This window comes from Psychrobacter sp. (assembly GCF_030454045.1).
Taxonomy (GTDB): Bacteria; Pseudomonadota; Gammaproteobacteria; order Pseudomonadales; family Moraxellaceae; genus Psychrobacter.
This window is the reverse complement of sequence record NZ_JAKDJE010000042.1, coordinates 1-26,202: the sequence shown is the minus strand read 5'-3', so window position 1 is coordinate 26,202 and position 26,202 is coordinate 1. Positions and strand designations below refer to the sequence as shown.

At 45.5% G+C, this 26,202-nt stretch carries 18 protein-coding genes and 1 pseudogene; 6 read left to right on the top strand and 13 right to left on the bottom strand.

Annotation, left to right across the window (positions count from 1 at the left end; all coding sequences use genetic code 11):
* Nucleotides 1-81: 81 nt before the first annotated feature.
* The 6 genes from purH to mrcB form a co-directional block, all read right to left on the bottom strand.
* A complete protein-coding gene (gene purH, locus L0G63_RS08855; protein ID WP_301450314.1) occupies nucleotides 82-1,662 on the bottom strand; it encodes a bifunctional phosphoribosylaminoimidazolecarboxamide formyltransferase/IMP cyclohydrolase in 1,581 nt (526 codons plus the stop codon).
* Between the two features lie 152 nt (nucleotides 1,663-1,814).
* Nucleotides 1,815-2,054, bottom strand: a complete 240-nt coding sequence (gene fis, locus L0G63_RS08850) for a DNA-binding transcriptional regulator Fis (RefSeq protein ID WP_301450316.1) — start codon at nucleotides 2,052-2,054, stop codon at nucleotides 1,815-1,817.
* A 302-nt stretch (nucleotides 2,055-2,356) separates the two neighbouring features.
* On the bottom strand, nucleotides 2,357-3,586 hold the full coding sequence (locus L0G63_RS08845; RefSeq protein WP_301450313.1) for a DUF3426 domain-containing protein: 1,230 nt from the start codon (nucleotides 3,584-3,586) through the stop codon (nucleotides 2,357-2,359).
* A gap of 163 nt (nucleotides 3,587-3,749) precedes the next feature.
* Nucleotides 3,750-4,676, bottom strand: a complete 927-nt coding sequence (prmA, locus tag L0G63_RS08840) for a 50S ribosomal protein L11 methyltransferase (protein ID WP_301450312.1) — start codon at nucleotides 4,674-4,676, stop codon at nucleotides 3,750-3,752.
* 62 nt (nucleotides 4,677-4,738) lie between these two features.
* Complete coding sequence (locus tag L0G63_RS08835) at nucleotides 4,739-5,551, bottom strand: c-type cytochrome biogenesis protein (protein ID WP_301450311.1); 813 nt, start codon at nucleotides 5,549-5,551, stop codon at nucleotides 4,739-4,741.
* Nucleotides 5,552-5,596: 45 nt separating this feature from the next.
* A complete protein-coding gene (gene mrcB / locus L0G63_RS08830) occupies nucleotides 5,597-8,044 on the bottom strand; it encodes a penicillin-binding protein 1B (RefSeq protein WP_301450315.1) in 2,448 nt (815 codons plus the stop codon).
* 497 nt (nucleotides 8,045-8,541) lie between these two features.
* Between mrcB and L0G63_RS08825 the strand changes: the two genes are divergently transcribed.
* On the top strand, nucleotides 8,542-11,340 hold the full coding sequence (locus L0G63_RS08825; protein ID WP_301450310.1) for a heavy metal translocating P-type ATPase: 2,799 nt from the start codon (nucleotides 8,542-8,544) through the stop codon (nucleotides 11,338-11,340).
* 148 nt (nucleotides 11,341-11,488) lie between these two features.
* Here L0G63_RS08825 and L0G63_RS08820 read toward each other — a convergent pair whose 3' ends face one another.
* Nucleotides 11,489-12,211, bottom strand: a complete 723-nt coding sequence (locus L0G63_RS08820; RefSeq protein WP_301450309.1) for a Bax inhibitor-1/YccA family protein — start codon at nucleotides 12,209-12,211, stop codon at nucleotides 11,489-11,491.
* A 326-nt stretch (nucleotides 12,212-12,537) separates the two neighbouring features.
* On the opposite strand from L0G63_RS08820, the gene L0G63_RS08815 reads away from it, so the two are divergent.
* Both L0G63_RS08815 and L0G63_RS08810 read left to right on the top strand, forming a co-directional pair.
* Complete coding sequence (locus L0G63_RS08815; RefSeq protein WP_301450308.1) at nucleotides 12,538-13,542, top strand: NAD(+) kinase; 1,005 nt, start codon at nucleotides 12,538-12,540, stop codon at nucleotides 13,540-13,542.
* Between the two features lie 64 nt (nucleotides 13,543-13,606).
* The gene (locus L0G63_RS08810; RefSeq protein ID WP_186474793.1) at nucleotides 13,607-13,918 is read left to right on the top strand and encodes a YeaC family protein; all 312 of its coding nucleotides are present in this window, start codon (nucleotides 13,607-13,609) and stop codon (nucleotides 13,916-13,918) included.
* A gap of 81 nt (nucleotides 13,919-13,999) precedes the next feature.
* On the opposite strand, the gene L0G63_RS08805 is transcribed toward L0G63_RS08810, so the two are convergent.
* The 5 genes and pseudogenes from L0G63_RS08805 to L0G63_RS08785 all read right to left on the bottom strand — a co-directional run bounded on the left by L0G63_RS08805 (nucleotide 14,000) and on the right by L0G63_RS08785 (nucleotide 21,214).
* Nucleotides 14,000-14,374 carry a HopJ type III effector protein gene (locus L0G63_RS08805; protein ID WP_058024168.1) on the bottom strand — a complete coding sequence of 125 codons (375 nt, stop codon included), beginning with the start codon at nucleotides 14,372-14,374 and terminating at the stop codon, nucleotides 14,000-14,002.
* A gap of 164 nt (nucleotides 14,375-14,538) precedes the next feature.
* Nucleotides 14,539-14,706, bottom strand: a pseudogene (gene csrA, locus L0G63_RS08800) (carbon storage regulator CsrA); the annotation flags it as partial.
* A 412-nt stretch (nucleotides 14,707-15,118) separates the two neighbouring features.
* Nucleotides 15,119-16,405, bottom strand: coding sequence for an aspartate kinase (locus tag L0G63_RS08795; protein WP_301450307.1), 1,287 nt, complete (start codon nucleotides 16,403-16,405; stop codon nucleotides 15,119-15,121).
* Between the two features lie 316 nt (nucleotides 16,406-16,721).
* Complete coding sequence (gene alaS / locus L0G63_RS08790) at nucleotides 16,722-19,394, bottom strand: alanine--tRNA ligase (RefSeq protein ID WP_301450306.1); 2,673 nt, start codon at nucleotides 19,392-19,394, stop codon at nucleotides 16,722-16,724.
* 146 nt (nucleotides 19,395-19,540) lie between these two features.
* Entirely contained in the window at nucleotides 19,541-21,214 is a 1,674-nt protein-coding gene (locus L0G63_RS08785; RefSeq protein WP_301450305.1) for a DUF389 domain-containing protein, read from the bottom strand.
* A gap of 364 nt (nucleotides 21,215-21,578) precedes the next feature.
* Here L0G63_RS08785 and L0G63_RS08780 point away from each other — a divergent pair, with 364 nt between their 5' ends.
* Nucleotides 21,579-21,791: a hypothetical protein gene (locus tag L0G63_RS08780; RefSeq protein WP_301450304.1), complete on the top strand. Its 213-nt coding sequence runs from the start codon at nucleotides 21,579-21,581 to the stop codon at nucleotides 21,789-21,791.
* 159 nt (nucleotides 21,792-21,950) lie between these two features.
* On the opposite strand, the gene L0G63_RS08775 is transcribed toward L0G63_RS08780, so the two are convergent.
* Nucleotides 21,951-23,354, bottom strand: coding sequence for a L,D-transpeptidase family protein (locus L0G63_RS08775; RefSeq protein WP_301450303.1), 1,404 nt, complete (start codon nucleotides 23,352-23,354; stop codon nucleotides 21,951-21,953).
* A gap of 338 nt (nucleotides 23,355-23,692) precedes the next feature.
* On the opposite strand from L0G63_RS08775, the gene prmB reads away from it, so the two are divergent.
* The gene (prmB, locus tag L0G63_RS08770) at nucleotides 23,693-24,868 is read left to right on the top strand and encodes a 50S ribosomal protein L3 N(5)-glutamine methyltransferase (RefSeq protein WP_301450302.1); all 1,176 of its coding nucleotides are present in this window, start codon (nucleotides 23,693-23,695) and stop codon (nucleotides 24,866-24,868) included.
* Between the two features lie 103 nt (nucleotides 24,869-24,971).
* Complete coding sequence (aroC, locus tag L0G63_RS08765; protein WP_301450301.1) at nucleotides 24,972-26,075, top strand: chorismate synthase; 1,104 nt, start codon at nucleotides 24,972-24,974, stop codon at nucleotides 26,073-26,075.
* Nucleotides 26,076-26,202 lie beyond the last annotated feature (127 nt).

Below are 26,202 nucleotides of genomic sequence, written 5' to 3'. Positions count from 1 at the left end.
GCCTAAAAAATAGTCGCTGTCAGTGCCATGGTCGAATGTTCAACACGCCCTAATACCAGTCTTAAATTAATATGTGATTATTTAGTGGCGGAAATGACGCATACCAGTGAATACCATCGCAATACCGTGTTCATTAGCGGCTGCAATAGTCTCATCATCACGCATAGAGCCACCTGGCTGAATGATGGCTGAGATACCCACTTCAGCAGCGTTATCAATGCCATCACGGAATGGGAAGAATGCGTCTGATGCCATAACCGCACCTTCAGTCGCCAGACCAGCGTGCTCGGCCTTGATGGCTGCGATACGGGCTGAATTCACACGGCTCATTTGACCCGCGCCAACACCGATAGTACGTTGACCCTTGGCATAAACAATGGCATTCGATTTGACGTATTTTGCCACGTTCCAGCTGAACAACAGATCTGCCACCTGTGCTTCAGTTGGTTGAACGTCCGTCACGATTTTTAGATCGTTTGCCGTAATCAAACCAAGATCTTGCTCTTGTAAAAGTAGACCACCATTGACGCGCTTATAGTCTAGCTGACCATCACGTTGATTGGGTGCTGGTAGCTCGCCGCATACCAAGACACGGACGTTTTTCTTAGCCGCTGTCGCTTCAAGCACACCCTCTTCAATACTAGGCGCAATGATGACTTCTACAAACTGGTTATCGATAATGGCTTTTGCCGCAGCCAGTGTCAGTGGACGGTTGAAGGCGATAATGCCGCCAAAAGACGACTCAGGATCAGTACTAAAAGCAGTGCGATAAGCAGCTACTTGGTCGTTATCTACTGCAACACCGCAAGGATTGGCGTGCTTAACGATCACGCAGGCAGGGGAACTAAAGGCTTTGACGCACTCGAGGGCGGCATCAGTGTCAGCGATGTTGTTGTAAGATAGCGCCTTACCTTGCAATTGCTTAGCGGTAGCAATAGAAGCCTGCTGGCTCTTTAGTGGATGGTTTTCAATATAAAAGGCTGCATTTTGGTGTGGGTTTTCGCCATAACGCAGATCTTGGGCTTTTTGTAGTTGTACATTAAATGTGCGTGGAAAGTTCTCAGGCGCTTGAGTTTCATTAACACGGCTGCCTAAGAAGTTGGCAATCATACCGTCATACTGGGCGGTATGCTCAAAGGCTTTAACCGCTAAATCATAGCGTAGAGCCGTTGTCAGCTCAGTACCACCATCTAAAGCAGTCAGTACGCGATCATAATCAGCAGGATCGGTCACGATGCCGACATGGGCATGGTTTTTTGCAGCTGAGCGTACCATGGTAGGACCACCGATATCGATGTTTTCAATGGCATCGTGCATTGTGACATCAGCACGCGCAATTGTCTCAGCAAATGGGTATAAGTTGACGACAACCAAGTCAATACGCTCGATGGCATGCTCATTCATAACGGCATCATCGGTACCACGACGACCCAAAATACCACCATGAATTTTAGGGTGCAGGGTTTTAACACGACCATCCATCATTTCAGGAAAGCCAGTATAGTCCGACACTTCAGTCACAGCAACGTTGTTGTCTGCGAGCAAGCGATAAGTACCGCCAGTAGAGAGTAAGCCAAAACCTGCTTTAATAAGGCCTTGAGCAAACTCAACGATATTGGATTTATCAGAGACCGAGAGTAGGGCAAGTGGGGTTGTACTCATAAAAAATCTTCCATAAAAAAAGCCTGACGTAAACGTCCGGCAAGGTGATGATGACAACAACGGTAGGCTTTATCATAATGAATAAAGCCATAAGCATTCGATTGCCATGCATGATGATAATCAATAGTAATGGACAAGCGCATATTGCAAAGCTACATCAAGTCGTAGGTTTTGAGTTTTTTGCGTAACGTACCACGATTGAGGCCTAGGATCTGTGCACACTTGGTTTGGTTGCCTCGCGTCTTTTCTAAGACGACAGACAATAGCGGCGCTTCAACTTGCTTTAAGATAAGCTCGTACAAGTCGGTGGGCATTTCATCACCTAGCATGGCAAAGTACTGGCGCACGACGCGTTCGACATGTACACGCAAAGGTTGCTGTACATGACTCATATCGCCCTCTAAAGCAGGCGAAAAATCGTGAGCGACCTGATGATACTCTTCTTTATTATAATCGGCATAAGGCTCAGAGCTTTTAGCAAAATGATGGGCATTATGCTGTGCATGAGGTGCCATAATATGAGATCCTTGAAATGAGAAAGAGCCAAACCATAAGACGTCAGGGTAATAGTATATCAAATTAATATCGTTTAGCGCTGATAGATTGGTAGCTATCTTCGTGGTAACGATAAACAATGAAAACAAATCTATGGCGCGTCATCTACCAATGAGTGCTTTTTTGCTAAGAATAGCCCTCAGTACAACGGTATCGTGGTAATTTCACGAATTTTTGCATTGGCAACGGGTACTGTAAAAAGTAGCCGTTTATTATTGCCAGCAGTTAACTGACTGGGTTTTCCCAATAGGTAGTCATTGGGGTCTGCGATAAACTCTCCAATCAAAGTGTCTGCCCCATAAATACTCACTTTTATATTCGGATAAAGCTGCGCTTTGCTACTTTGGTTGTTTAATATCGCGCTGATATCGCTAAAGTTGCCAGCTGTTTTAATTTGACTCGCTCTATGCGCCGAATCAGTGATGGTTAGGGCGTTTACATCAGCACTCGGTAAACTACATGCTGCAATCGCGCACACCGTTTGGAGTCGCTGTGCGTAGGTCGGGTTTTTTACTAAAGTCTCCAAGTTGAACATGACATACTGAGCAGCCAGCAATAGCGCCAGTACCAAACATCCAAGTACCCAAAGGATAGAAGCAATGGAATGTGTTGTGGGTGTCGGCGCAAATTGAGCTTGCGTTTTTTTGGCACGGTCTGTTACAGAAACTCCTTCATCCCTGAGAGGCACACCCATGTCTATTAGTAGTTGTGATAAATCCGTCTCATCGGTGGGTTTTTCTTCACGCTTATTTTGTTCCTCAAGCAGTGCTTGGAGCCATGAATTATCAGCAGTATCGTTGATACTGGCACGAATATCGTTTGCAGCAGCTGAGCTCAGTACTTCTTGACCTATTGATGAGGGCGATATCCTAGTTTGAGCATCAGAAGAGTCTATAGATGGCTCTTTTTGATGGTTCTTAGAAACGGTATTTTTTGTGCGGTCAGATGCTGGTGCAGTCGAGTGGGTGTTAGAGGCTTGGGACAACCAAGCGTCCATACTGTCCAATGAGTCGTATTCTACTGTGCTGTTCTCTGGCTCATCGATCTCCATGTCATCATAGATCAAATCGTCATGAATCAACGTATCAGCTGTCCGTTTTTTATTGTGTGACGGTTTAGTAGACGTTGTCAGGTTGCGAGTTGGATGGGCACTGCCAGCAGACTGATTATTGAGTTTAGATTGAGTGTCGCGATGCGCTGTAGTAGGCGATGAAGCATTATCAGAGGTGACCGTAAGATTTTGGTTGACTGAAAAGCTTTTTTGGCACTGACTGCAAGTGACGATAGCGTTGATTTTATTTAGTTGAGACTGCTGCAGGCTAAAGCAAGTTTGACAATGAGGACACTGAGTTTTGATGGGAGTGGTCATAGGGTCGAATCCAAAAAAGTATGGTTGTCTATACCGCGTAGCCACTCACCAACAACTACCTATCGTGCTTTTTGAGATACTATGATTCATGAGCAAAGACAGAGTGGCGTCAAACCTGTAACGCTTGACTGCCCTCTATCGTAACAGATGTAATTAAATGTTGCTAGCCAGTAAATGTACCAGACAGACGCTGCCATTGTTGGTCTTCTTGCGCGTTAAAAGCATGCTTAGGATCGAGCGCAAAATAAGGCTGATAGGCGTCCATAACTTGCTCAGTTTGTGATTCGATTAGACCGGCCAGTACGATTCGACCTTTTGGTGCAATCAGGGTTGAGAAATAAGGGGCCAAACTAATCAATGGTTTTGCCAAAATATTGGCGACCACCACCTCTACAGGTAAAACATTGTGCTGTGCGCAGTATTCTGTGAACTCTTCTGGCAAAAAGGCTTGCAAGCGCTCACCAACATGATTGCGCTCGGCATTTTGATTGGTGGCAAGCACCGCTTGTGGGTCAATATCGACGGCATATACTTGGCGTGCGCCCAGTAAGAGGGCCGCAATACCTAAGATGCCTGAACCGCAACCATAGTCGATGACTACTTTGTCTGTTAGGTCTTGTTCTGTTAGCCAGTCAAGACACAAGCGAGTCGTGGCATGATAGCCAGTACCAAAGGCCAAACCTGGATCCATAATGATATTCGTCGCTTTAGGATTGGGCGGTGTTAACCAATCAGGTACGATCCATAAGTCATTGGCACATTCGATAGGATGATAGTTGCTCATCCATTCGCGCTCCCAGTCTTTATCATCGACAGCCGTTAGCCAAATACGAGTGGCTTGGACTTGTGCTGCAATTTCATGACTGAGCTGCTCAACTGCTTGACGACTGCCAGCATCGGTAGCGGCATCAAATAGTCCTGTTAATATAACCTTATCCCATAATGGTGACTCGCCTGGGAGTGGCTCAAACAGAGGTTGATCGCCTGCATCGTCTAGGGCAATAGATAGCGCACCCGCTTCTAAGAGCAGCGCTTCAGCCAAATCGACGCTTGATTTTTCACATTGTAAATGCAGTTGTTGCCATGCCATAACGATAACCTTAAGCTAAATAAAAGTGTTTTTGAATAAAGGGTAAATATAGTGAGTAAGTGCTAGCGTAACGCTTGTTTTGCTTCACTGACAACGCGTGAGTTGTTTTGTGCTAGCCCTGAATGTAAAACAATTTGCCACAATGCCCGTCTGCGAGTACTGTCTTGAGAGACGCTAAGACCACGCCGTGCCATGGCTTCTGCCTTGCGAGGTTGGTTCTTTTTTAGGGCGACTTGTGCCAAATAAAAGTACACAGCAGATGATTTGGGTGCCAAGCGCTGTGCGCGCGTAAAACTGCTTTCAGCATTGGTCAGTTGTCCTGATTTTAACTGATTTATGCCCACTTGCATCAGATTACGAAATGCAGGCAGCGTGCTGTTGTTACTGGCGGCTCGTTGCGCGCGCTGCTGAGAGTTTTTCCTTGCTTGCTCAAGCAGCTCATTGTGTGACGGTGCTGGCGGCTCAGAGATTATGTAATCATTGCGAGAAGGGATAGAGATACTTGTATCAGGCTGCGTTACCACCGGAGCTGGGGGCGTAAAGACCGGCGTTTCTTGTGTTAAGGGGTTTGGCGATTCGGGCTGCTCAGATGGCACATAAGGCTCAACGGGATACTCGTTTTCATTCTCTGTTTTAACAATGGGCGCCTGCGTTACAGTCGGTGTTGATGGCATTGACGGCTGCGATGTTGGAGCTGGCTGAGTGCTTGTGGTTCTCATCGCAGCTGTGTTGTTTGGCGCATTTTGACAAGCACTTAGGCTCAGCATGCCAAACACCATACCGCTGACAACGATTGTCTTAGGCGATAGTTGTTTTTTTTGCCACTGAGTCATTGTTTGTTTTACAAAGACAAGTTGCTGTAGAGATGAGAACATGTTGAGACCTTTTTTCATATTAAAAGCGAAAGACTAGAGCCAATGTTAAAACCATTCAACAGCACGGTCGTACCAAGTGTCAGCACGGCTTTGACCTTCATTATTATCTTGTCCATCACTGTCTTCTGCACCCTCAGGCTCAACGGCTTCACCATTTGGAATCTGTAGACCTTCGCGGCGGCGTTGCTGGTTGATAGCACTTTGCTGGTTTTGGAATTGCGTTTGTTCGCGTGCACGCTCTTGTTGGTACAAGTTTAGCGCACAACTACTGGCTTCCTCTGGTAAATGCGCTGACATTACTGGTAAGTAGCGCGCATTTGCACAGCGCTCATTAGACAGTTTGCCTGAGTTGTTCTCAAGCCATAACCATTCGATACCTTCTGGCTCAGGTAGCGCCAAAGGAGTCAGTTTGAGGCGTTTCATATAATCCACCCAAACTGGAAGAGCACCGCTACCACCGCTTAGACCGATGGGTTTGTTGTCATCACGCCCAACCCAAACGACACTGACATAGTTGCCACTATAGCCTGCAAACCACGCATCACGGTAGTCATTGGTGGTTCCTGTTTTTCCTGCAAGATTCAAGTTGCTACCAAGCGATTGAGCGCGTCTGGCGCTACCACTTGAAACCACTTGCTGTAGTGCATAGTTGGTCAAAAAATTGGTCTCAGGTGGGATACTACGCTGAGTGTTAAGGCCAGTGCGCTGCAAAATACGGCCACGATTATCGATTACTGTACGGATACTATGAATAGGTGTACGGAAACCACCAGTCGCAAAGACCTGGTAAATACCCAACATATCCATCGGACTGAGGTTGACTGAGCCTAATAAGGCGGATGGGTACGGTGGAACCTTTTCTTTAAGGCCCATGCGTCGTAGTTGTTTGGCAAAGGTATCAACCCCAAACTCCATGCCTAAGCGTACTGCCGCTTGGTTATAAGATTGTGCCAGACCCGTGGTCAGTGGCACGTAGCCATGATCACGATTGTCATAGTTTTTAGGGTTCCACTCGCTACCATCGCCTAAGTTGACTGTGATAGGTGAGTCGTCTACTGAGCTTGCCAAATTATAACGCCCACTTTCAAGTGCCGTCATATAAATGATTGGCTTTAATAAGGAGCCGACTTGACGCTTAGCATCAACTGCTCGGTTGAAACCTGTGAACTCACTGCCACTACCAACGACAGAGACCAATTCGCCAGTCTCAGGGTTGGCACTAACGAGGGCGCCTTGTAAGTCTTTAGTCTTGCTACCTCTACGGCGCAGCTCGCCCAGTTTTCTATCAACTGCTTTGTCTGCTGCCAACTGGGCAATAGGGTCTAGGGTACTAATGATAATAAGACCTTCATTTTTGAGATCATCAGAGTAATAGACATCATTCAGCTCACGTTTGACGATGTCCAAGAAATCAGGGAACTGACTTTTGCCTTCAGCGGGTTTGTCTACAATACCAAGTGGCTGCTCCAATGCTTTGTCATACTCTTCTTGACTTAACTTACCCATCGTTAGCATGTTGCCAAGCACTACGTCACGGCGTGCTTTTGAGTCATTTGGATTACGGCGCGGGTTATATATGCTTGGTCCCTTTGCCATACCAACCAACATGGCTTGCTGGTCTATACGCAGCTCATTAAGCGGCTTGTCAAAATAGAACTGTGAGGCCAAACCAAAACCATTGATGGAACGATTGCCGTTTTGACCCAGATAAATCTCGTTCAGATATGTTTGTAGAATCTCATCTTTACTATAGTGCAGCTCAAGCAATACCGCCATCAATGCTTCATTGGCCTTGCGTTTGATGGTACGATCTGAATTGAGATAGAAGTTTTTTATCAGCTGCTGGGTGATGGTCGAGCCACCTTGCCTTGCGCCTCCAGAGAAATTATTGAACACAGCACGAGCGATACCGCGTATTGATACACCTTTATGCTCATAAAATGCCCGATCTTCAGTGGCAATCAAAGCATCAATCAAGGGTTGAGGCACGTCATCTAAAGAGACAACCATCCGATCCTCATTACTATCTGGATAGATACCACCGATATTCACAGGCTCTAGGCGAATAATGCCACTTTTGGCAGGCACGGTGCTTTGGATAGAGTCTACTTTATTGCCAGCAATGGTCATTTTAATGACTTGCTCAGCATCTATATCGCTTGAGCTATAGGTAAAGCCGCGCGTATGGATAAAATAAGTATTACCCGATCTATGATAAGTGCCAGTACGATCATAAGACTTGTTGCTTTGATAATTAAGCAACTCAAGCCATGTCTTCATCGTATCTCTATCGACATTCGCGCCCTGATACAGCTCTAGCGGCTGCGAATATACTTTGGCTGGAATATCCCAGCGTTTACCTTCAAACTTATGGGTAATGGTGCGATCAAGCTTGACCAAATACAGTGCAAATAGCACCATGCCAGCGATGATGGTAATTAAGAGAAGACTACTAAATACCAAGCCGCGCTGCTGTGAAGGTAAGGCATTCATAGCAGGCTTAGATGATGGTGATAGCTTGGTATTTGGTAACTTAAAATTGGATTTTTGCACGGATGTCGCACCATTTTTGGATAAAAAACTGCCTCATAATGACGCAAATTGACAAATTTTTCAATCTATCATCGTTAGCGAGGGCATTCATTGGTATTAGACCATAAGCATTGGTACTGCCTAGGGTGATTGCTTGTAGTATAATCTCTACTAAAATACTGATACTTGTAATCAAGTATCAGCATCTTTCAATTGGCTTAATAAACGCCATGTAAGATAACAATCTATGATAAGTACCATGATGTATTTTGTATGAATCCGCCGTTGCTAGTTATTTGCTATTAGCCATTTGTTATCAATATTGTGCTACTAACAATAGTGATATTCATGTGATGAAAAGTGGCTCTGTTGCACGACGTACAGTACAGTCAATCAGAGCAAGTTTGCCTTAAACGAATGCATTTTGAGCAAGCCTGTCAAAGGAAGTAAGCGCGACTATGTCTAGTATCCCATCATCAGTATCATCTGCTACCAATCATCCTTATAAAGACAACTCCATCACTGATGGCTTGGTGCTACCCCTTGCTGATCACTGCTTCCATTGCGGTGATCCAGTGCCTCAGCCGCCGTTTCATACTGAGATTCTAGGCAAGTCTCGTGAGATGTGTTGTATGGGCTGTCAGTTAGCAGCTCAGAGCATCGTAGAGGCTGGTCTTGAGCAATATTATCTTGACCGTTCGGAGATTAACCGTACAGCAAGCTTACCGACCCAGCTGACGCGTCTTGAGGTATATGATCATGACGAGATAAAGTCGCAGTTCGTATATGCGCAAGATGGGCTGTCGGTGGCGGAGCTGTCTGTTAATAATTTGCGCTGTGCGGCCTGTACATGGTTGATTGAGTCGCGTCTCGATGAGCTAGAAGGCATTAGTAAGTGTCAGGTGAATTTGACCAACCAGCGTATGCGGGTCATTTGGAATGAAGATAAGTTACCGATTAGCCGCATCCTAGCGGTCATCAATGAGATTGGCTACGACGCCAAGCCTTATCGGCAAGATACCCATGAAGCTATGCTGGCACGTCACAATAGCCAAATGCTATTGCGTCTTGGCATCGCGGCACTCGGTTCGATGCAAGCGATGATGTATGCCGTTGCACTATATTTTGGTGAATATAGCGACATGTTGATATTTCAACGTGACTTTTTGCGTTGGGTATCTTTATTCGTGAGTACGCCTGTTTTCTTTTATGCCGGTATTCCGTTTTTTAGCTCAGCATGGTCAGCGATTCGTGCGCGCCAAGTCAATATGGATGTGCCTGTTAGCCTTGCCTTGATTATCACATTCTTTGCCAGTCTATACGCCACAATCACTGGACAAGGGGAGACATACTATGACTCGGTTAGCATGTTTATTTTCTTTTTGCTGGCAGGACGCTATATCGAGCACAATGCCCGTCTAAAAGCCGCGACCATGGCCAATGATCTGGTCGTAGTAGAGCCTGTACTGGTACAAAAAGTGGCTGAAGATAAAACAGCGGCAGAGCGCATCTTGCAGCAGCTCAAAGACCATGAATCTCAGCAAAGTGACAACGCTGAAGGTGGGGCTCAACAGGCATCAGGTGCGACGGCAGACATCATGCCTAACTTTATGAAGGGTATGGATACCAACGTCTATCAGTTCACGTTACGTATTGCTCAAGATTGGCAGCAGTCACGTCATCAACAGAATGTGACAGCACAGTTAGCAGGTGATGCAGCATCAAAGCAAATGGTGACAGCTCATAGCTTGCAAGTGGGTGATATTATTTTAGTTGAAGCGGGTTCTGAGATTATCAGTGATGGTATTTTGTTAAGTCCTACTGCAACAGTCTCGCAAAGCCTACTGACAGGCGAAGGTGATTTAATCATTAAGTCCCAAGGCGATTATATTGTTGGCGGTGCGCAAAACGATAGCCAGCCGTTTGAGATGTTGGTGACGGCATTACCAAAAGACAGTCAAATAGGGCTGATTGATAGACTGATGAACCGCGCCATGAGCGAAAAGCCTAAACTTGCACAGCAAGCAGATAAACTGGCACGTTGGTTTGTGGCGCGTATCTTAGTGCTATCAGTTTTAGTGTTTGTTGGCTGGTATATCGTTGACCCAAGCCAAGCTATTTGGGCAACGGTGGCAGTATTGGTTGCTACTTGTCCGTGTGCACTATCGTTGGCGACGCCAATTGCTTTGACTGTCTCGACCAATCGTCTGGCAAGCTATGGTTTTTTGACGACGCGCGGGCATACGCTGCAAACATTGGCTGAAATTACACATGTTGCTTTTGATAAAACAGGTACGCTTACTTATGGGAAGCCAAATTTATTAAATATTGAGATAATCGAGCCAGTAAACCAGACTGATTCTGATAACTCAACATCAACAGCACAAAAAGATAAACTATTGGCAATCGCAGCTGCCCTAGAAGTAGGGAGTCGTCATCCCATTGCACACGCGCTGCTTACCGCTGCCTATCAGTTACATCTGCCACCGACGAGGGCCATGCAGTATTATCCCGCAGGCGGGGTGGAAGCCATGATTGATGGCATGGTATATCGCATTGGTCATGTGAATTTTGCGTTAGATAAAACCAGTGGCAGTGCCAATGAGGTCAATACGAACAATGATTTGAACATTGACTTGGTCGCTCAGCGTGCCAGCTCAGTGGTTGTCTTATCGAGCCAGAAACCTGATACAAATGACTGGCAGGTGCTGGCGTGCTTTTATTTTAATGACAAGGTACGTGATAGTACCCAATCGATGCTCGATACGCTCAAAGGTCTAGGTATTGAGTCTGTGATGTTGACGGGTGACCCAAGCCCGCAAGCGCTCGTGATGGCTGAGAATTTAGGGATACAATCAGCTTATAATGGTCTATCACCGACTGATAAAGTCAATCATATTCAGCAGTTACAATCTAAAGGTGCTGTCGTACTGATGGTGGGTGATGGCATCAATGATGCGCCAGTATTGGCAGCGGCAGATGTATCCACCTCAATTGCCGGTGCTGCAGATTTGGCACAAGTATCTAGCGACAGTATTATCTTAAATGGGAAAATTGAGGCCATCACTGCGGCCAAACGTATCTCTGATAAAACAGAGCGCATCATCAAGCAAAACTTCCGCTGGGCTTTGGCTTATAATAGTATCGTGCTGATACCAGCGGCTTTAGGGTATGTACCACCTTGGCTCGCTGCCATCGGCATGTCACTCAGCTCATTGTTTGTGGTATTAAACGCGCTACGCCTAAAGCGGGCTTAGTTGAACTATAGCTCTCAAAGTTTGCCCATAAAAAAACCGCCTGCAACTATCAATAGCTCAGGCGGTTTTTTTATACAGATTTACTATCGAGTCATTTATCAATAGCTCAGGCGGTTTTTTTATACAGATTTACTATCGAGTCATTTGATTAGTCTTGTAGATAGCTCAATAGACGCATGAACTCAATGTACATCCAGACTAGCGTGGCAAGAATACCAATACTAAATAACCATTCGTAGTCTTCTGAGATACCCATGGCAACACCGCGATCGATATTGTCAAAGTCTAATAATAGCGTAAAAGAAGCGATAACAATCACAAACAAGCTAAAGCCAATAGCGATAGCGCCACCTTCAAACAAGAACGGTAAAGTTGAGCTAAATACTAAAGACAGTACCCACTGTGCTACATAAACTAGCATGATAGCGATAACGGCTGAGGTCACGATAGAACGGAACTTTTCAGTAACCTTTACCAAACCTGAGCGATATAGACCTAGCATGACCGCAGCAGTGACGAAGGTTGCACACATCGCCGTGACTGGGACGGTTGGGTACATTCTCATAAAAAATAATGAGATACCGCCCAAAAAGATACCTTCTAGCAATGCGTAAGGCACCGCCAACGTCTTTGCTTTTTGTGGTTTGAAAGTAATAAAAAGAGCGAGAACAAACGCAGCAATCATGCTACCAAAGGCCGCCATTGTAATAAAACCTTGCGATAAACCTGCCATAAGCGCGTAAAAGAAAAAGCCCACACCAGTAATCGCTGATAAACCAAGTAACAGGCTGGTCTTTTGAATAACGCCCTTGACCGTCATTGGTTGACCGCCGATCGCAAGTTCTGCGCGACTGACAATAGGATTGGCCATACATAAGTCCTTAATAATAAAATATAAAAATAGAGATGCTGCTACTTTAGCAAAACCGCCATTATTGTCAACTGTGTTTGCGTGACAGCCATTACAGCTTGAGCTACCAAGGCTGATTGGTCAGTAGTCAGTGCATATTGCAACCAAAAATAGATGGTAGAAAAACCAGTATTCTAAGCAAACGAGCAAGTCCCAATAAGGTATTTGATAGCTTTTATATGGGGTCTGTTACGACAGTTAACAACGATAATTCATAAACATGCTAGTCTAAGCGCGCGTTTATCGCTATCATTGCCCTGTACTTCACCGTTATACCGAGTCGTTTTATGGAAAACTCAGCGCAGTCAGCAAGATTGCCACACTTACATGAATCAGAGCTGTTTCACGCTATCAAAAACCCTGCTTTTAGGCGTATTGGCTTGATGGGGCGCGCAGGTAAGCGTAGCGTTACCCAAAGTCTGGTACAGATCGCTCAAACCATCAATGAGATGAACTTGACGCTGGTCATGGATATACAAACGGCCAACTTGCCAACCCTTGATCTCGCTGAGATCGAAAAAGTCAAAATCGTAAAACGCGGTTTGATCGGTGAGATTTGTGATCTGGTCATCGTTGTGGGCGGTGATGGGTCAATATTACATGCGGCTGAAGCATTGGCACGCTACCGCGTACCCGTATTGGGGGTTAACCGTGGTCGTTTGGGGTTCTTGGCAGATGTAAAGCCCAACGAAGCGGCTTTTAAATTACGCCAAGTATTGATGGGCGACTATCAACTCGATCATCGGTTTTTGCTCACGATGGAGATACGAGAAGGGCGCAAAATCATTCATGAAGACATGGCGCTAAATGACATCGTATTGCACGCTGGCAAGTCTGTACATATGATCGACTTTCAGATGAAGATTGATGGACATGATGTTTACAGACAGCATAGTGATGGGTTAATAGCAGCGACACCGACAGGGTCAACGGCTTATGCTTTATCTGGCGGCGGCCCTATCATTCATCCCAGTATGGATGCGATTTGTCTTGTGCCTATGCACCCACATACGTTGTCTAGTCGTCCGATCGTTGTTAGCGGCAACAGTGAGGTTTGTATTCGTATTCATGAAGACAATCGTACGCAGCCAATGGTCAGTGCAGACGGCAAGCCAAGCGTACCGCTTGAACAAGAGCAGCGCCTATATATTCGCAAGCACCCTGACAAGCTCACTTTACTGCATCCGCCTGGATTTGACTTTTATGAAGCGTGTCGTACAAAGTTGCACTGGAACGTACATGCCGAAGAATTCAGTCTGGATGTCGATGATGATACTATAGACGACGAATAAGCATATCTATTAGGGACACGCCCTAGAAAAGTACGACAAAAAACGGTAGTGGAGAGTAGGCAAGATGGATAAGCAAACAATACTAGCAAGTCTAACCCCAGAAGTGGTTGACAAATTTCGCATGGCGATCGAGTTGGGTAAATGGCCTGATGGTCGCAAGATCACGGCTGAGCAGCGCGAAACTTGTATGCAAGCGGTGATGGTGTGGGAACATGAGCATCTACCTCCTAACGAGCGTATCGGTTTTATCCATAAACCAGTAAAAGAGGACGGTTCTATCGTGGGCGCTGAGTGTGATGTCGAGCATGAGCATCACTATCCTAATATGCCGAACCCGAAAGGGGCGGTACAACCTGTGAAGTTTCGTAATAAATAGGACTATAAACAGTCAATAAAAAAGCCACGCTCATTAGCGTGGCTTTTTTTACTTTATTAATTATTCAATCACTACACATATTTAAATTGCAGTTGTGTCGACACTAGGACGAACCGTTAGCGGATTTTTTTGCATTAAAAATCCTTGCCAGCCCCAATGCAAAAAGTTGCGAATATTAGCATGGTCAGTACCGTTAGGCGTTGCTTGCACTTTGGCATAATGTTCGCCGAATAGCTTTAGCGTGTCCAGTTGATTCAAACCGTGGTGCTTAGCGAATCCAAAAATCTTTGCACTGCCTTCGTTTTCGCCCGCTGCATTATGGACCATACCGTTGACAAATGGGGCAGGAGAATAGCGATAAAAATCATCGATAAAGCTGATGACATCATTGAATCCAATGGCTTTTTTATTCAAACCATTAAGTAGAGCCGATACATCTGATTGGCGGATACTCATAAATAAATGACCTCAGAGCAGTTTAAAAAATAAAAAATATAATGCTTATGTATGCTCATTAGTCGTTGAGCATTAAGTATTATAGATTAGCGATTGAAGTAGTCTTCGTCATCGAACGACGGCGAAAAGTTGCCTTGCTCAAGATGTTGCATTTGCGACTGTACAGAGCGCTCATGCTGGATACGTTGATAAATCTCTTCGCGATGTACGGCAATATCTTTAGGTGCATTCACACCGATACGTACTTGATTGCCCTTGACGCCCAATACCGTCACACTGACTTCATCGCCGATCATTAGCGTTTCGCCCACACGGCGTGTCAAAATTAACATGCGTCACACTCCTTATGTCGCATCAACAGATTATTACTCATCAGATTACTTCTCAATTGCAGAACATCACCGCAGCACTCAGTAAGTAATATATCAATAATTACCATACTCGACATTGTGCAAACCACGGCAATGATAGGTAGATTCATTTAGCCCAAATGAAAGCCCCATTATAGGCGGCATAACAGATACTGTCACGGTTTTTCACAAAACTATTAGATAAATGCTCATTTCAACTATGCTAAAAAATAAAATAGGATCTAAAAAGATCCTATTTTATTTAAGTACTGTTTTTATTTGGAGGCTATTTATTTAAACGAAACGCTATTTATTTACATACGATGCAAAGTTGTCAATAGCGGTTAATAGATAACCATCAATGCTAAAGCTGTATTTTAACAGTTTTTTGGCCTTATAGCCCAGCGATTTTGCTCTCGCCGTCTTCACGGTCAAGACCAAAGGCAGTATGCAATGATTTGACCGCTTTTTCTAAGTGTTGGTCTTGAATCAAAACAGATACTTTGATCTCGCTGGTCGATATCATTTGGATATTGATATTGTTCTCAGCCAATGTTTGGAACATGAGACTGGCAACTCCTGCGTGTGAGCGCATACCAACACCAACTAGTGAGACTTTAACCACTTCGCTGTTGCCTGAGATTTCTTTGGCACCAATCTCGTCTTTGACTTCCTCGTTAAGCACTTTTAGCGTCTTGTCCAAGTCAGTACGATTAACGGTGAAAGTAAAGTCAGTGGTACCATTATCCGAGAGGTTTTGGACAATCATATCGATTTCGATATTGGAACGACCAATTGGGCTTAAGATAGCAGAGGCGATACCAGGATGATCGGGTACACCGCGCACTAAGATTTTTGCTTCGTCTCGGTTGAATGCGATACCTGAGATGATTGCCTGTTCCATATTGTCTCCTTCGTCTATCGTAATTAGGGTGCCCACGTTGTTTTGAAACTCTTGGTCAAAGCTACCGTCAGTGTTTTCATCAAAGCTAGATAGTACGCGTAGGGGTACGCCGTATTTGCCAGCGAATTCTACTGAGCGAATCTGTAGGATTTTGGAGCCAAGACTTGCCATCTCAAGCATTTCTTCAAAGGTGATTTTTTCAAGCTTTTTGGCTTTTGAGGTCACGCGAGGGTCAGTGGTATAAACGCCATCAACGTCAGTATAAATTTGACATTCATCAGCACCCAAAGCCGCTGCAATCGCAACGCCTGTCGTATCAGAGCCGCCGCGTCCCAATGTGGTGGCGTTGCCTTCTTCATCAATACCTTGAAAGCCTGCCACAATGACGATATTGCCAGCATCTAGCTGCTCGCGTATATTTTTATCATCGATGCTTTCGATACGGGCTTTATTATGGGCGTTATCAGTTTTGATCGCGACTTGACGACCAGTCATTGAACGCGCACCAATACCAAGCTCTTTTATCGCCATCGCGAGTAGTGAGATAGAAACCTGCTCACCGGTTGAGACCATCTGATCGTATTCACGTGGGTCAGGGTTGTTACTGATTTGGCGTGCTAGATCAATCAAACGGTTGGTTTCGCCGCTCATGGCTGAGACCACGACCACGACTTGATGACCATTGTCATGCCAGCGTTTGACGCGTTTGGCGACGTTTTTGATGCGGTCGATACTGCCCATCGAGGTGCCGCCGTATTTCTGTACTATTAACGCCATAAAAATCTACCTATTATTCATTAATGACCTTTTATTCTCATGGATCAGTCTCAATGCGACACGTGTCCATGCGTGTATAGATAAAGCCAGATTGTAAGAGTTATGCCCTATATGTGTCATTCGTTTATTGGTACTGCATCAAATGTCATGAATGAGCAATATTGTCAAACGTTGACCTTTATACCATATCTACCGCATAACTTTAAGTATCAGCACCGCTTAGATGTATGGCGATTGGTTATAGTTGCTATAACCAATCACGTATCTTGTACCCAGTAAACCAGAGTAAGGCGCTGAGTTACTGGACTTTTTATGATTAGCTAAGCTGGGTTTCAATCCAAGCAGGTAGGGCATTGATGACCGCAGTACTGTTATCAGACTTTGGTGCGCCGCCTTGTGCGTAGTCAGGTTTACCGCCACCTTTACCACCAAGCTCACTGGCTAAATGACGAATGATATCACCCGCTTTGATTTTAGCAGTAACAGATTTTGCGACACTCGCGGCTAGTGCTAACTGGTCATCTTTATCACCAATCAATACAATCACGCTATCAGGCAGTTTTGATTTGATGTCGTCCATCAGCGTGCGGATTGATTTACCATCGATACCGCTTAAGGTGCTGATAAGCACAGGCGTTCCTGCAATCGTTTGTACGTCATCAAGTAGGTTGGCTGCTTGAGCACTGGCGATTTTTTGTTGCAAACGCTCTAGTTGTTTTTCAAGCTCGCGTTGCTTATCTGCTATGGTACGCACACGCTGGGCAACTTCAGGACGTTTTACTTTAAGCAGGCTTGCCAACTCGCTCAGCTGTTGCTCGCTTTGCTGAATGTTTTTGACCGCGTTCATGCCCGTAACGGCTTCAATACGGCGGATGCCAGCAGCGATACCTGACTCGCTGGTGATTTTTAGCATACCGATATCACCAGTACGCTGTACATGTAGGCCACCACATAGCTCGATAGAGAAAGGCTTACGCTGACCATCAACGACACTGTCTGTACCCATGGTGAGTACACGAACGTTACTGCCGTACTTTTCGCCAAACAATGCCATTGCGCCTTGATTCATGGCCTCGTCAATTGACATGTGCTCAATGCAGGCAGGGGTATTGGCTTGGATTTGCTCGTTGACGAGACGCTCTACTCGCATAATTTCAGCAGCACTGACAGGCTTGTCATAAGCAAAGTCAAAACGCAGTACATCGCTTGAGACCAATGAGCCCTTTTGCGTGACGGTATCGCCCAGCACTTCTCTTAGCGCTGCATGTAATAGATGAGTAGCAGAGTGGTTTTTGGCACTGGCTGCACGGATGCTAAAGAGCACTTGGGCATCCGCCGTTTGCTTGGGTTTGATATCACCCATGGTCACCACACCATAATGAATGATGGCTTGACCTGATTTTTTGGTATCTTGTACTTCAAAGACACCTGATTCGGTGCGGATTTCACCAAGCTCACCCACTTGACCGCCGCCTTCAGCATAAAATGGCGTACGATCCAATACCACCACGCCTTCCATGCCTTCAGTTAAGCTCTCTGCTGGATTGCCATCTTGATAAAGCGCGTCGATGGTCACGCCGTCTTCTTCAAGCTGCTCATAACCAACAAAGACGGTTGGCGTCTCGACTTGGATGACGCTGCTGTAATCGACATCGAACTTACCTGCATCACGAGCACGTTCGCGCTGTGCTTGCATATGCTCATCAAACTCCGCTTCATCGATGACAATACCGCGCTCACGCGTGATATCCGCGGTCAAGTCAACTGGGAAGCCATAAGTATCATATAGTTTAAAGGCGGCTTCGCCAGATAGCGTATCGCCATCTTTTAGACCTTCAAGCTCGCTGGCAAGCAAACGCAGACCTTGTGCCAATGTTTTGGCAAACTGCGCTTCTTCTTTTTGAATCGCATTTTCGATCACGTTTTGTTTTTCTACTAGCTCTGGATAAGCACTGCCCATTTCAGCCACGAGCGGTGCGACCATTTTATAGAAAAACTCACTATCAGCGCCAAGCTTGTTGCCATGACGTACCGCACGGCGAATGATACGGCGCAATACATAGCCACGACCTTCATTACTCGGCGTGACGCCATCAGCAATCAAAAAGGCCACAGCACGGATATGGTCAGCGATGACTTTTAGTGAAGACTGCTGTTCATTGTCAATCTCTAAAATTTCAGCTGCCGCATCCATCAAATGGGTAAACAGATCGATCTCATAGTTACCATGGACGCCTTGCATGATAGCGCTAATACGCTCAAGCCCCATGCCAGTATCGACACTTGGCGCAGGTAGCGGCAATAGCGTGCCGTCTTTTTGGCGATTGAACTGCATAAAGACGCAGTTCCAAATCTCGATGTAGCGATCGCCATCTTCTTCTGGCGTACCGGGCAAGCCGCCTTCGATCTCAGCGCCATGGTCATAAAACACTTCGGTGCAAGGGCCACAAGGACCGGTGTCGCCCATGGTCCAAAAATTGTCTGAGGCGTACGGTGCCCCTTTGTTATCACCGATACGAATGATGCGCTCACTTGGCAGACCAATGGCTTTGTGCCAAATATCAAAGGCTTCGTCATCAGTCTCATAAATGGTGACATACAGACGATCTTTATCAATCGCGAGCCACTGATCTGAGGTCAAAAACTCCCAGATATACTCGATACCTGCTTGCTTGAAGTAATCGCCAAACGAGAAGTTACCAAGCATCTCAAAAAACGTATGATGGCGGGCAGTGTAGCCAACATTGTCCAAATCATTGTGCTTACCGCCAGCGCGGACACATTTCTGCGAGGTCACAGCACGTGTATAGTCGCGCGGCTCCATGCCCAAAAAGGTTTCTTTAAACTGATTCATACCGGCATTGGTGAATAACAATGTCGGATCATTATGCGGAATCAAGCTAGACGATGAAACTTGGGTGTGCTGCTTGCTTATAAAAAAATCGATAAAGGCTTGGCGAATATCGGCTGAGCGAAATGGCTGGCTCACAGCGGCTCCTTACTGACGGATAGAATTGAGTAAATGACATAAAATAATTTTGCAAGCGATTTTAGCACAAACGCCTAAGCTCTTGGTACAAGAGTTACAACTGCTCGTTATAGTCCATTCATGATTTGCCGCTCATATAGGGTGCATCATGGTGAATTGGTCAAAATCGCGGCATCGGTCTCATCAAGCTTGTCTTTTATCAATGGATCAGACTCAATGACCTGCACTGGCAAGTAGCGCAATTGCAATCTAATAGGCAAGTATTTGGGGAAGTTTTCTGCCATATCTTTGGTAATCACATCCTCTATCTGCTGCACATCTTGTGAATTTGGACTGGTCTCACCGCGTACCACGGCACGAATGATTTGAAACCCATTATTCTTATCAAATTGTGTGTTGGTCAGTACGTTACCTTGATCGATAAAATGTTCATTAATTGCTTCTTTGACATTGTTTTCAAAGGTCTGCTGCTTGGCATTGCTATTGAGGTTTAGAGTAAGATAAATGCCCAAGCCGACCAGTAACAATAGTGTGACGGCATTTCGACGGAAAAATATCAAATAGGTGCCCGATTCATAATCATCATCGACCAAGCGCCTGAAGCCTAAAAACCACAGTACCATGGCATTAGTAAACTGAATGGCAATGATGTTGGTCAGGGCCAATAAGGCAGCACCTAGCCCCATCTGTATCTCGCCATTGGCAAATAAAATGCCACTGGCTGCGAGTGGCGGTACCAAGGCGGTGGCTACAGCAACCCCAACAACGGCGACGGACAGGTGTGGAGACACCATCGCATATGCACCAGCCGTACCGCCAGCCAGTGCAATCATCAAGTCCATAGACGTGGGCTGGGTACGAGACAAAATCTCATTGGTCAGCGGTTGACCTTGGTGCAATAGACCCACCACAAAGCCGACCAATATCACCAAAAATACCCCCGCTAACACGGTGAGCAACGACTTACGCAACAGTGGCATACGGTAGTCAATAATCGCTAGGGCGACACCTGTAATCGGACCGAGCATCATGGCGACCAACATCGCGCCAATAACCACTGCGGCTGAATTGGTCACCAAGCCATAACTGGCAATAATGGCTGATAGCGTGTTCATTACAAAGTACATTTTACTTGGTAGGGCGTTCGCCTCAATGGTTACGCGGACTTCGGGATAGTCTATCTTTTGATCACTAAACTGCTCGGCAACGAATTGCTTGTAGGATTCTAGCTTGGCTTCTTTCTCCTCTTTGACGGCCTCTTCCTCTTCTTTTTTCTCGTTGTTATCGTCTTCTATCTCTTCTTCATTTGATTTGGCAGGCGTGGACGGTATCAGATCAGAGTCTTCTGCCTCTTCGATGGCAGGATCATTCGCATGAATACTGTGATCAATGGCGATAGGCTCGACCGGTTGACTGACATGATTATTAGGTGCTTCAGAATCAGCATTGGAATTAGAATTAGACTTAGCATCTAACGTTTCCTGCGCCATCTCTGATTGAGTTTGGGAGTCCTTAATCTGGTCTTCTGATGACACACTGGCTTGCGTTTGTGAGGCCGATTCAGTCAATTCAGTATCAGTTGTATCTACTGTGGCAATGACCACATCAGGTTCTGGTGAGGTGATGACAACTTTTGGTTCGGCGGCCTGCGCTTCTTCACTTCCTGCCCCCTTATGCTCGTCAGAATGCTGCGCATCATCGCTCGCGCCATCGATATTTTTGTCAGAGTCGGATGTATTCTCTGTAATATCGTCGGTTTTGCGTACCATTGTGGCGGCATCTGGTTTTTTCGGTTCTAACGTATTATCAGAAGAGGTCATAGCAATTGGGCTTTATTAATCAGTTGAAATAAAACCATTATTGTAATGAAAAATAAGGGATAAGCTGTCTTTTTTTTGTGCAAAAGCAAAGCGCTAGACATGATATTGGGCAAAACAGAAAGAAGTATCGTAGTAAGGATATGATCGAGGGACTGAATGTAAAGTGGAATTGGAGTAAAAGTTTATAGGAAATGAGTATTAATGAAGATAGCGAAATATGAGTGAGAAATACCCTTATAATAACATGGGTTTTAGAATAAGTCAGCCAAAATGTATGAGACTGGCGTCTATATTAAATACTTACCTTTAGTAGGGATATGGCGTATAAAGTAACTATACCCACAAATAAAGTAAGGATTAAGTCATGAACTGGCCATTATTTGCTGTCATTTACATCATAGCAGGCACTGTCACTACAGGGATTGTCATCATCAGTACGCTCATTATGGGTTTCGATGAGATCGCGCATATGCAAATAGCGGTCGCAGTGGGTGCAGCGGCGTCTATTCCCATCACCATGTTCTTTGCCAAAAAAATCGGTAGCATCACTGGTAACGAAGATGGTCATAAAGCATAACGGATGATCAGATTTTGGCTTGATGCTCAGATGATGTTGGTTCTAATAGTAAAAACGCTAAAGCGTCGCCAAACGTAAAAAAGACCTCAACAGTGAGGTCTTTTTTGGTAGTAAGTGCTGACTTGGTAATAAATACTGATAGCGATCTAGGTTAAAGCGTTATTTAAGCTCAACGGTTGCGCCACTTTCGATATTGGCATAAACCTCTAGCACATCCCAGTTGGTCAAGCGGATACAGCCATGTGAGGCTTGGCGACTGATACCTTCAGGTTTTGGTGAGCCATGTAGGCCATATGACGGTTTAGATAATCCCATCCATACCACACCGACTGGATTGTTTGGTCCTGGTGGCAACATATGGACTTTTTTCTGAGCGCCTTCACCGACTGTGGCTTTATACCACGGCATTTTGACTTTATTGACAATCTTATAAGTACCATGTGGTGACGGCGTGTCATCACTACCAACGGTCGTTGGGTAAGTCGCTACCAGTTGGTTGCCATCATAAGCATATAACGTTTTATCAGCTTTGTTAGCGACCACGCGGTTGATTCGCTTGTTTAGCGCACCACGGGTATTTAGCACAGTGATGGTCTCACCAGCTTTGTATTCTTTGTTCTTATTAAGTTTATCCAAGTAGCGCACATCCATATGGAAGCGCTCACCAAGCATCTCTTTGATATCTTGATAATACAGCCCTTTCATTTTTGACTTGGCTTCTGCGCCAGCAGGTGTGGTCGCAAAATTGGTATTGATATCATCATCAGTCAAGGTGTAAGTCACAAGCACAGGCTTGGTCGCAGGAATATTTTTGATTAATGCATCCCACGTTTTTTGATCCATTTTGCCAGTCGTTGGCAGGCCTTTCATTGCTTGGAAGTTAATAAGGGCCTTTTTACTGTTCATCCCCCAGCCACCATCGATAGGACCAGGAGAGGCATGGTTCCAATCGAGCAACGCTTGCATTTTGATCGTCATGGCTGAGTTGACTTTCATGTTAGGCGACCAAACAGCGTTGTTTACTTGTTGCGCGTAATTTGACAAGTTTAATGTGGTATATCTCTTACCATCTTTGTCTTCGATATTTTTGATGGTTGGATCATCACTGAAGTCTTGACGCTTTTCACTCTCCGGTAACTCAAAGGCGAGTGGATCAGATGAGTCGATAGAGGAGACATCGCTGGGTGCAGCGACCGCTTGGCCTTCGCTGATATCATCAGTGCTATCAGATTGCTCATCTTTGAGGGTCAACTCAGCAGCGCTCATGTTGTCAGCAGCAGGTGCTGGCGTGCTATTTTGATCGTCTTGCTTAGTGTTGATCAGCTGGTTCATGCTATCAACGGGTTTTGCGTTCTCTGTATTTAACTGTACAGTAGCAGCACCATCTGAGCGACTACGATTTTCTTGCACATTGAGGCTCACCTTTTGAGCAAGGCCTGGCATGGCGTTTGCCGTTCGTACTGGCAATGTGCGAGTATTATCGGCAGTGGCGGCAAGTGCGCCAACGCTGGCACTCATGGCAGCGATAGATATAGCAGTAATAATAGGCTTTATTTTCATCATGTTGAATCACTTGTGGTTGCTACTAATGCGGCTATTATGCGCATAATTTGGTTGCTTCGCAAACTTTTGGTCTATCTTTTTGCATTTAGAGTGGGTTAAACGTCAACTGCTGACGTATTAGTTACAGTTGAGTAATATTTTAGCCAAAATGTGTACGGCGACAGGCAGGCTGCTTACGCAAACTCCTCATTATTTTCACTATTTTTTGTTTTAGTAAAAACGACAGTGATTGGCGCTATTTGGCGTTTATGTCTATAATATACGATTAGATTTTTCGTTAATAGATCGATTTTTAGCAAAAAGCCATTTAACCCGCCAATAGTGAAACAAGGTGCGATATGTCAGAAGACCAAACAATGAGTGCAGAAGAGTTTCAAAAACAATACTTCAGTGATGATGAGTCTAAGGGCTTAGAAGGTGAGATGGAGTATGATCTAGAGACTGGACTTCTTGGTGAGGATGGCGAACTTGCTAACTTACATGCCGAGCTAGAAGAAGCGCGCGAGCAGCTGGTCAGCATCCGCGACTTTATTCGTTTTTCAGTCACGCAGTTGCGTAACTATGATGTGGTTGTTGCTCAAGGCACGACCGATGAGTTTGCAGAAGCCTCAGCCATTGTGTTGCATTCCTTGTCTTTGGATTGGTCAGCCAATGAGCAGATTTTAGACTGTCGTTTGACCACGTCAGAGAAGCAGGCAGTGCTAGGACTATTAGAAGAGCGCATCGCTGAACGTAAGCCGCTGAGCTATTTGATCAATTTGTCTTATTTCTGTGATTTGCCTTTTTATGTTGATGAGCGTGTTCTTATTCCTCGTTCACCGATTGCAGAATTGATTCGTCAGCAGTTCCATCCGTATTTTGATGTGACTGAACTTGCCAAACCACTGGGTGTCAGCCCGAACGAAAAGTCAGCGGTATTTTATGATCATGGTTTAGATGTGAAGCAGTTGTCGCAGCCTGAGCGTATCTTAGACTTATGTACTGGCTCTGGTTGTATCGCAATCGCGCTTGCCACTCGTTTTGTGGATGCGCTTGTGGATGCAGTCGATATTGATAAAGGGGCGCTGGAAGTGGCAATGGTCAATGTAGACCACCATGACCTTGGCCATCAAGTGAACGTAATCGAGTCTGATTTGTTTGCCAAGATACCTGCTGAGAACCAGTATGAGCTTATCGTCACCAATCCACCGTATGTCGATGCGGCTATCATGGCAGATTTGCCGCCTGAATTTTTATATGAGCCTGAGCATGCATTAGCCGCGGGTCAAGACGGCTTGGATTTGGTACATCGTATTTTATTTGAAGCGCCAGATTACCTTAGCCCAGATGGTTTGCTGGTCTGTGAAGTGGGCGACAGCGAATGGGCATTAAAGCAAGCCTATCCTGAGATTCAGTTTGATTGGTTGAAGTTTGCACATGGCGGACATGGGGTTTTTGCGATTACTTATGATGAATTGGTAGCCAATCGTCAACTGTTTGCCGCTTATGTGCAACTATTAGATAGCATGCAATAGCTGAGTGTGGGTCACAAAATCGATCATATAAAAACTGATCAGCGATAATCATAAAAGGTTGGTCAAAAAGTCATCAGTAGCGTTTACTTGTTTAAGGACAATTATGGCAGGCAATAGTATTGGGCAGGTTTTTACGGTCACCACGTGCGGTGAGTCACATGGCGCAGGACTGATGGCCATCGTTGATGGCGTACCACCAGGTTTAGCGTTATCTGCAGACGATTTACAAGTTGATTTGGATCGTCGCAAACCGGGTACGTCTAAGTATTCAACCCAGCGCCGTGAGTCTGATGAAGTTGAGATTATCTCTGGCGTATTTGAAGGCAAAACCACAGGGACATCTATTGGTCTACTGATTCGCAATACCAATCAAAAATCAAAAGACTATAGCGATATCAAAGATACTTTCCGTCCTGGACACGCTGACTATACTTATAGTATGAAATATGGCTTCCGTGATTATCGCGGTGGTGGTCGCTCGTCAGCGCGTGAGACGGCTATGCGAGTGGCTGCTGGTGTTATCGCCAAGAAGTACTTACAAGAACGGCTGGGCGTACAAATTCGTGGTCATGTGACCCAAATCGGCAATGAGCATAGCAATGTACTAGACCCGAACCAGATCGATTGGGCGTTTGTCAATAGTAATCCGTTCTTCTGCGCAGACAAAGAAGCGATTGGCCGTTTTGAGACCTTGATTGACAACTTGCGCCGTGAAGGCACCAGTTGCGGTGCACGCCTTGATATTATCGCGAGCGGTGTACCCGTAGGTCTGGGCGAGCCAGTATTTGATCGTTTAGATGCCGATATCGCTCATGCGATGATGAGTATCAATGCGGTCAAAGGGGTTGAGATTGGCGATGGTATGGCAGTGGCAGGTCAATTTGGACATAGCGCTCGTGATGAGTTGACCCCAGATGGGTTTGCCGCCAATCATGCGGGCGGTATCTTGGGCGGTATCTCATCAGGACAAGATATCCGTGTGAGTATTGCGCTTAAGCCAACATCTAGTATTACCACCGCTGGTAAAAGTATCAACACCCAAGGTGAAGCAGTCGATATGCTGACCAAAGGCCGTCATGATCCTTGCGTTGGTGTACGAGCCACGCCCATTGCAGAGGCCATGCTAGCGATTGTAGTGCTCGATCACTATCTGCGCCACCGTGGTCAAAACGCGGATGTTAAGCCACCAGTACCATCGATTACTTAGGGCGTGTTGAACATTCGACCATGGCCCTGACAGCGACTATTTTTTAGGCGATTCGATGTTAAAAATAATAAGTTTAGGGGCTGTATAGAATTGAGAAAACATTGAAAAAAATAAGCAACACCTTACT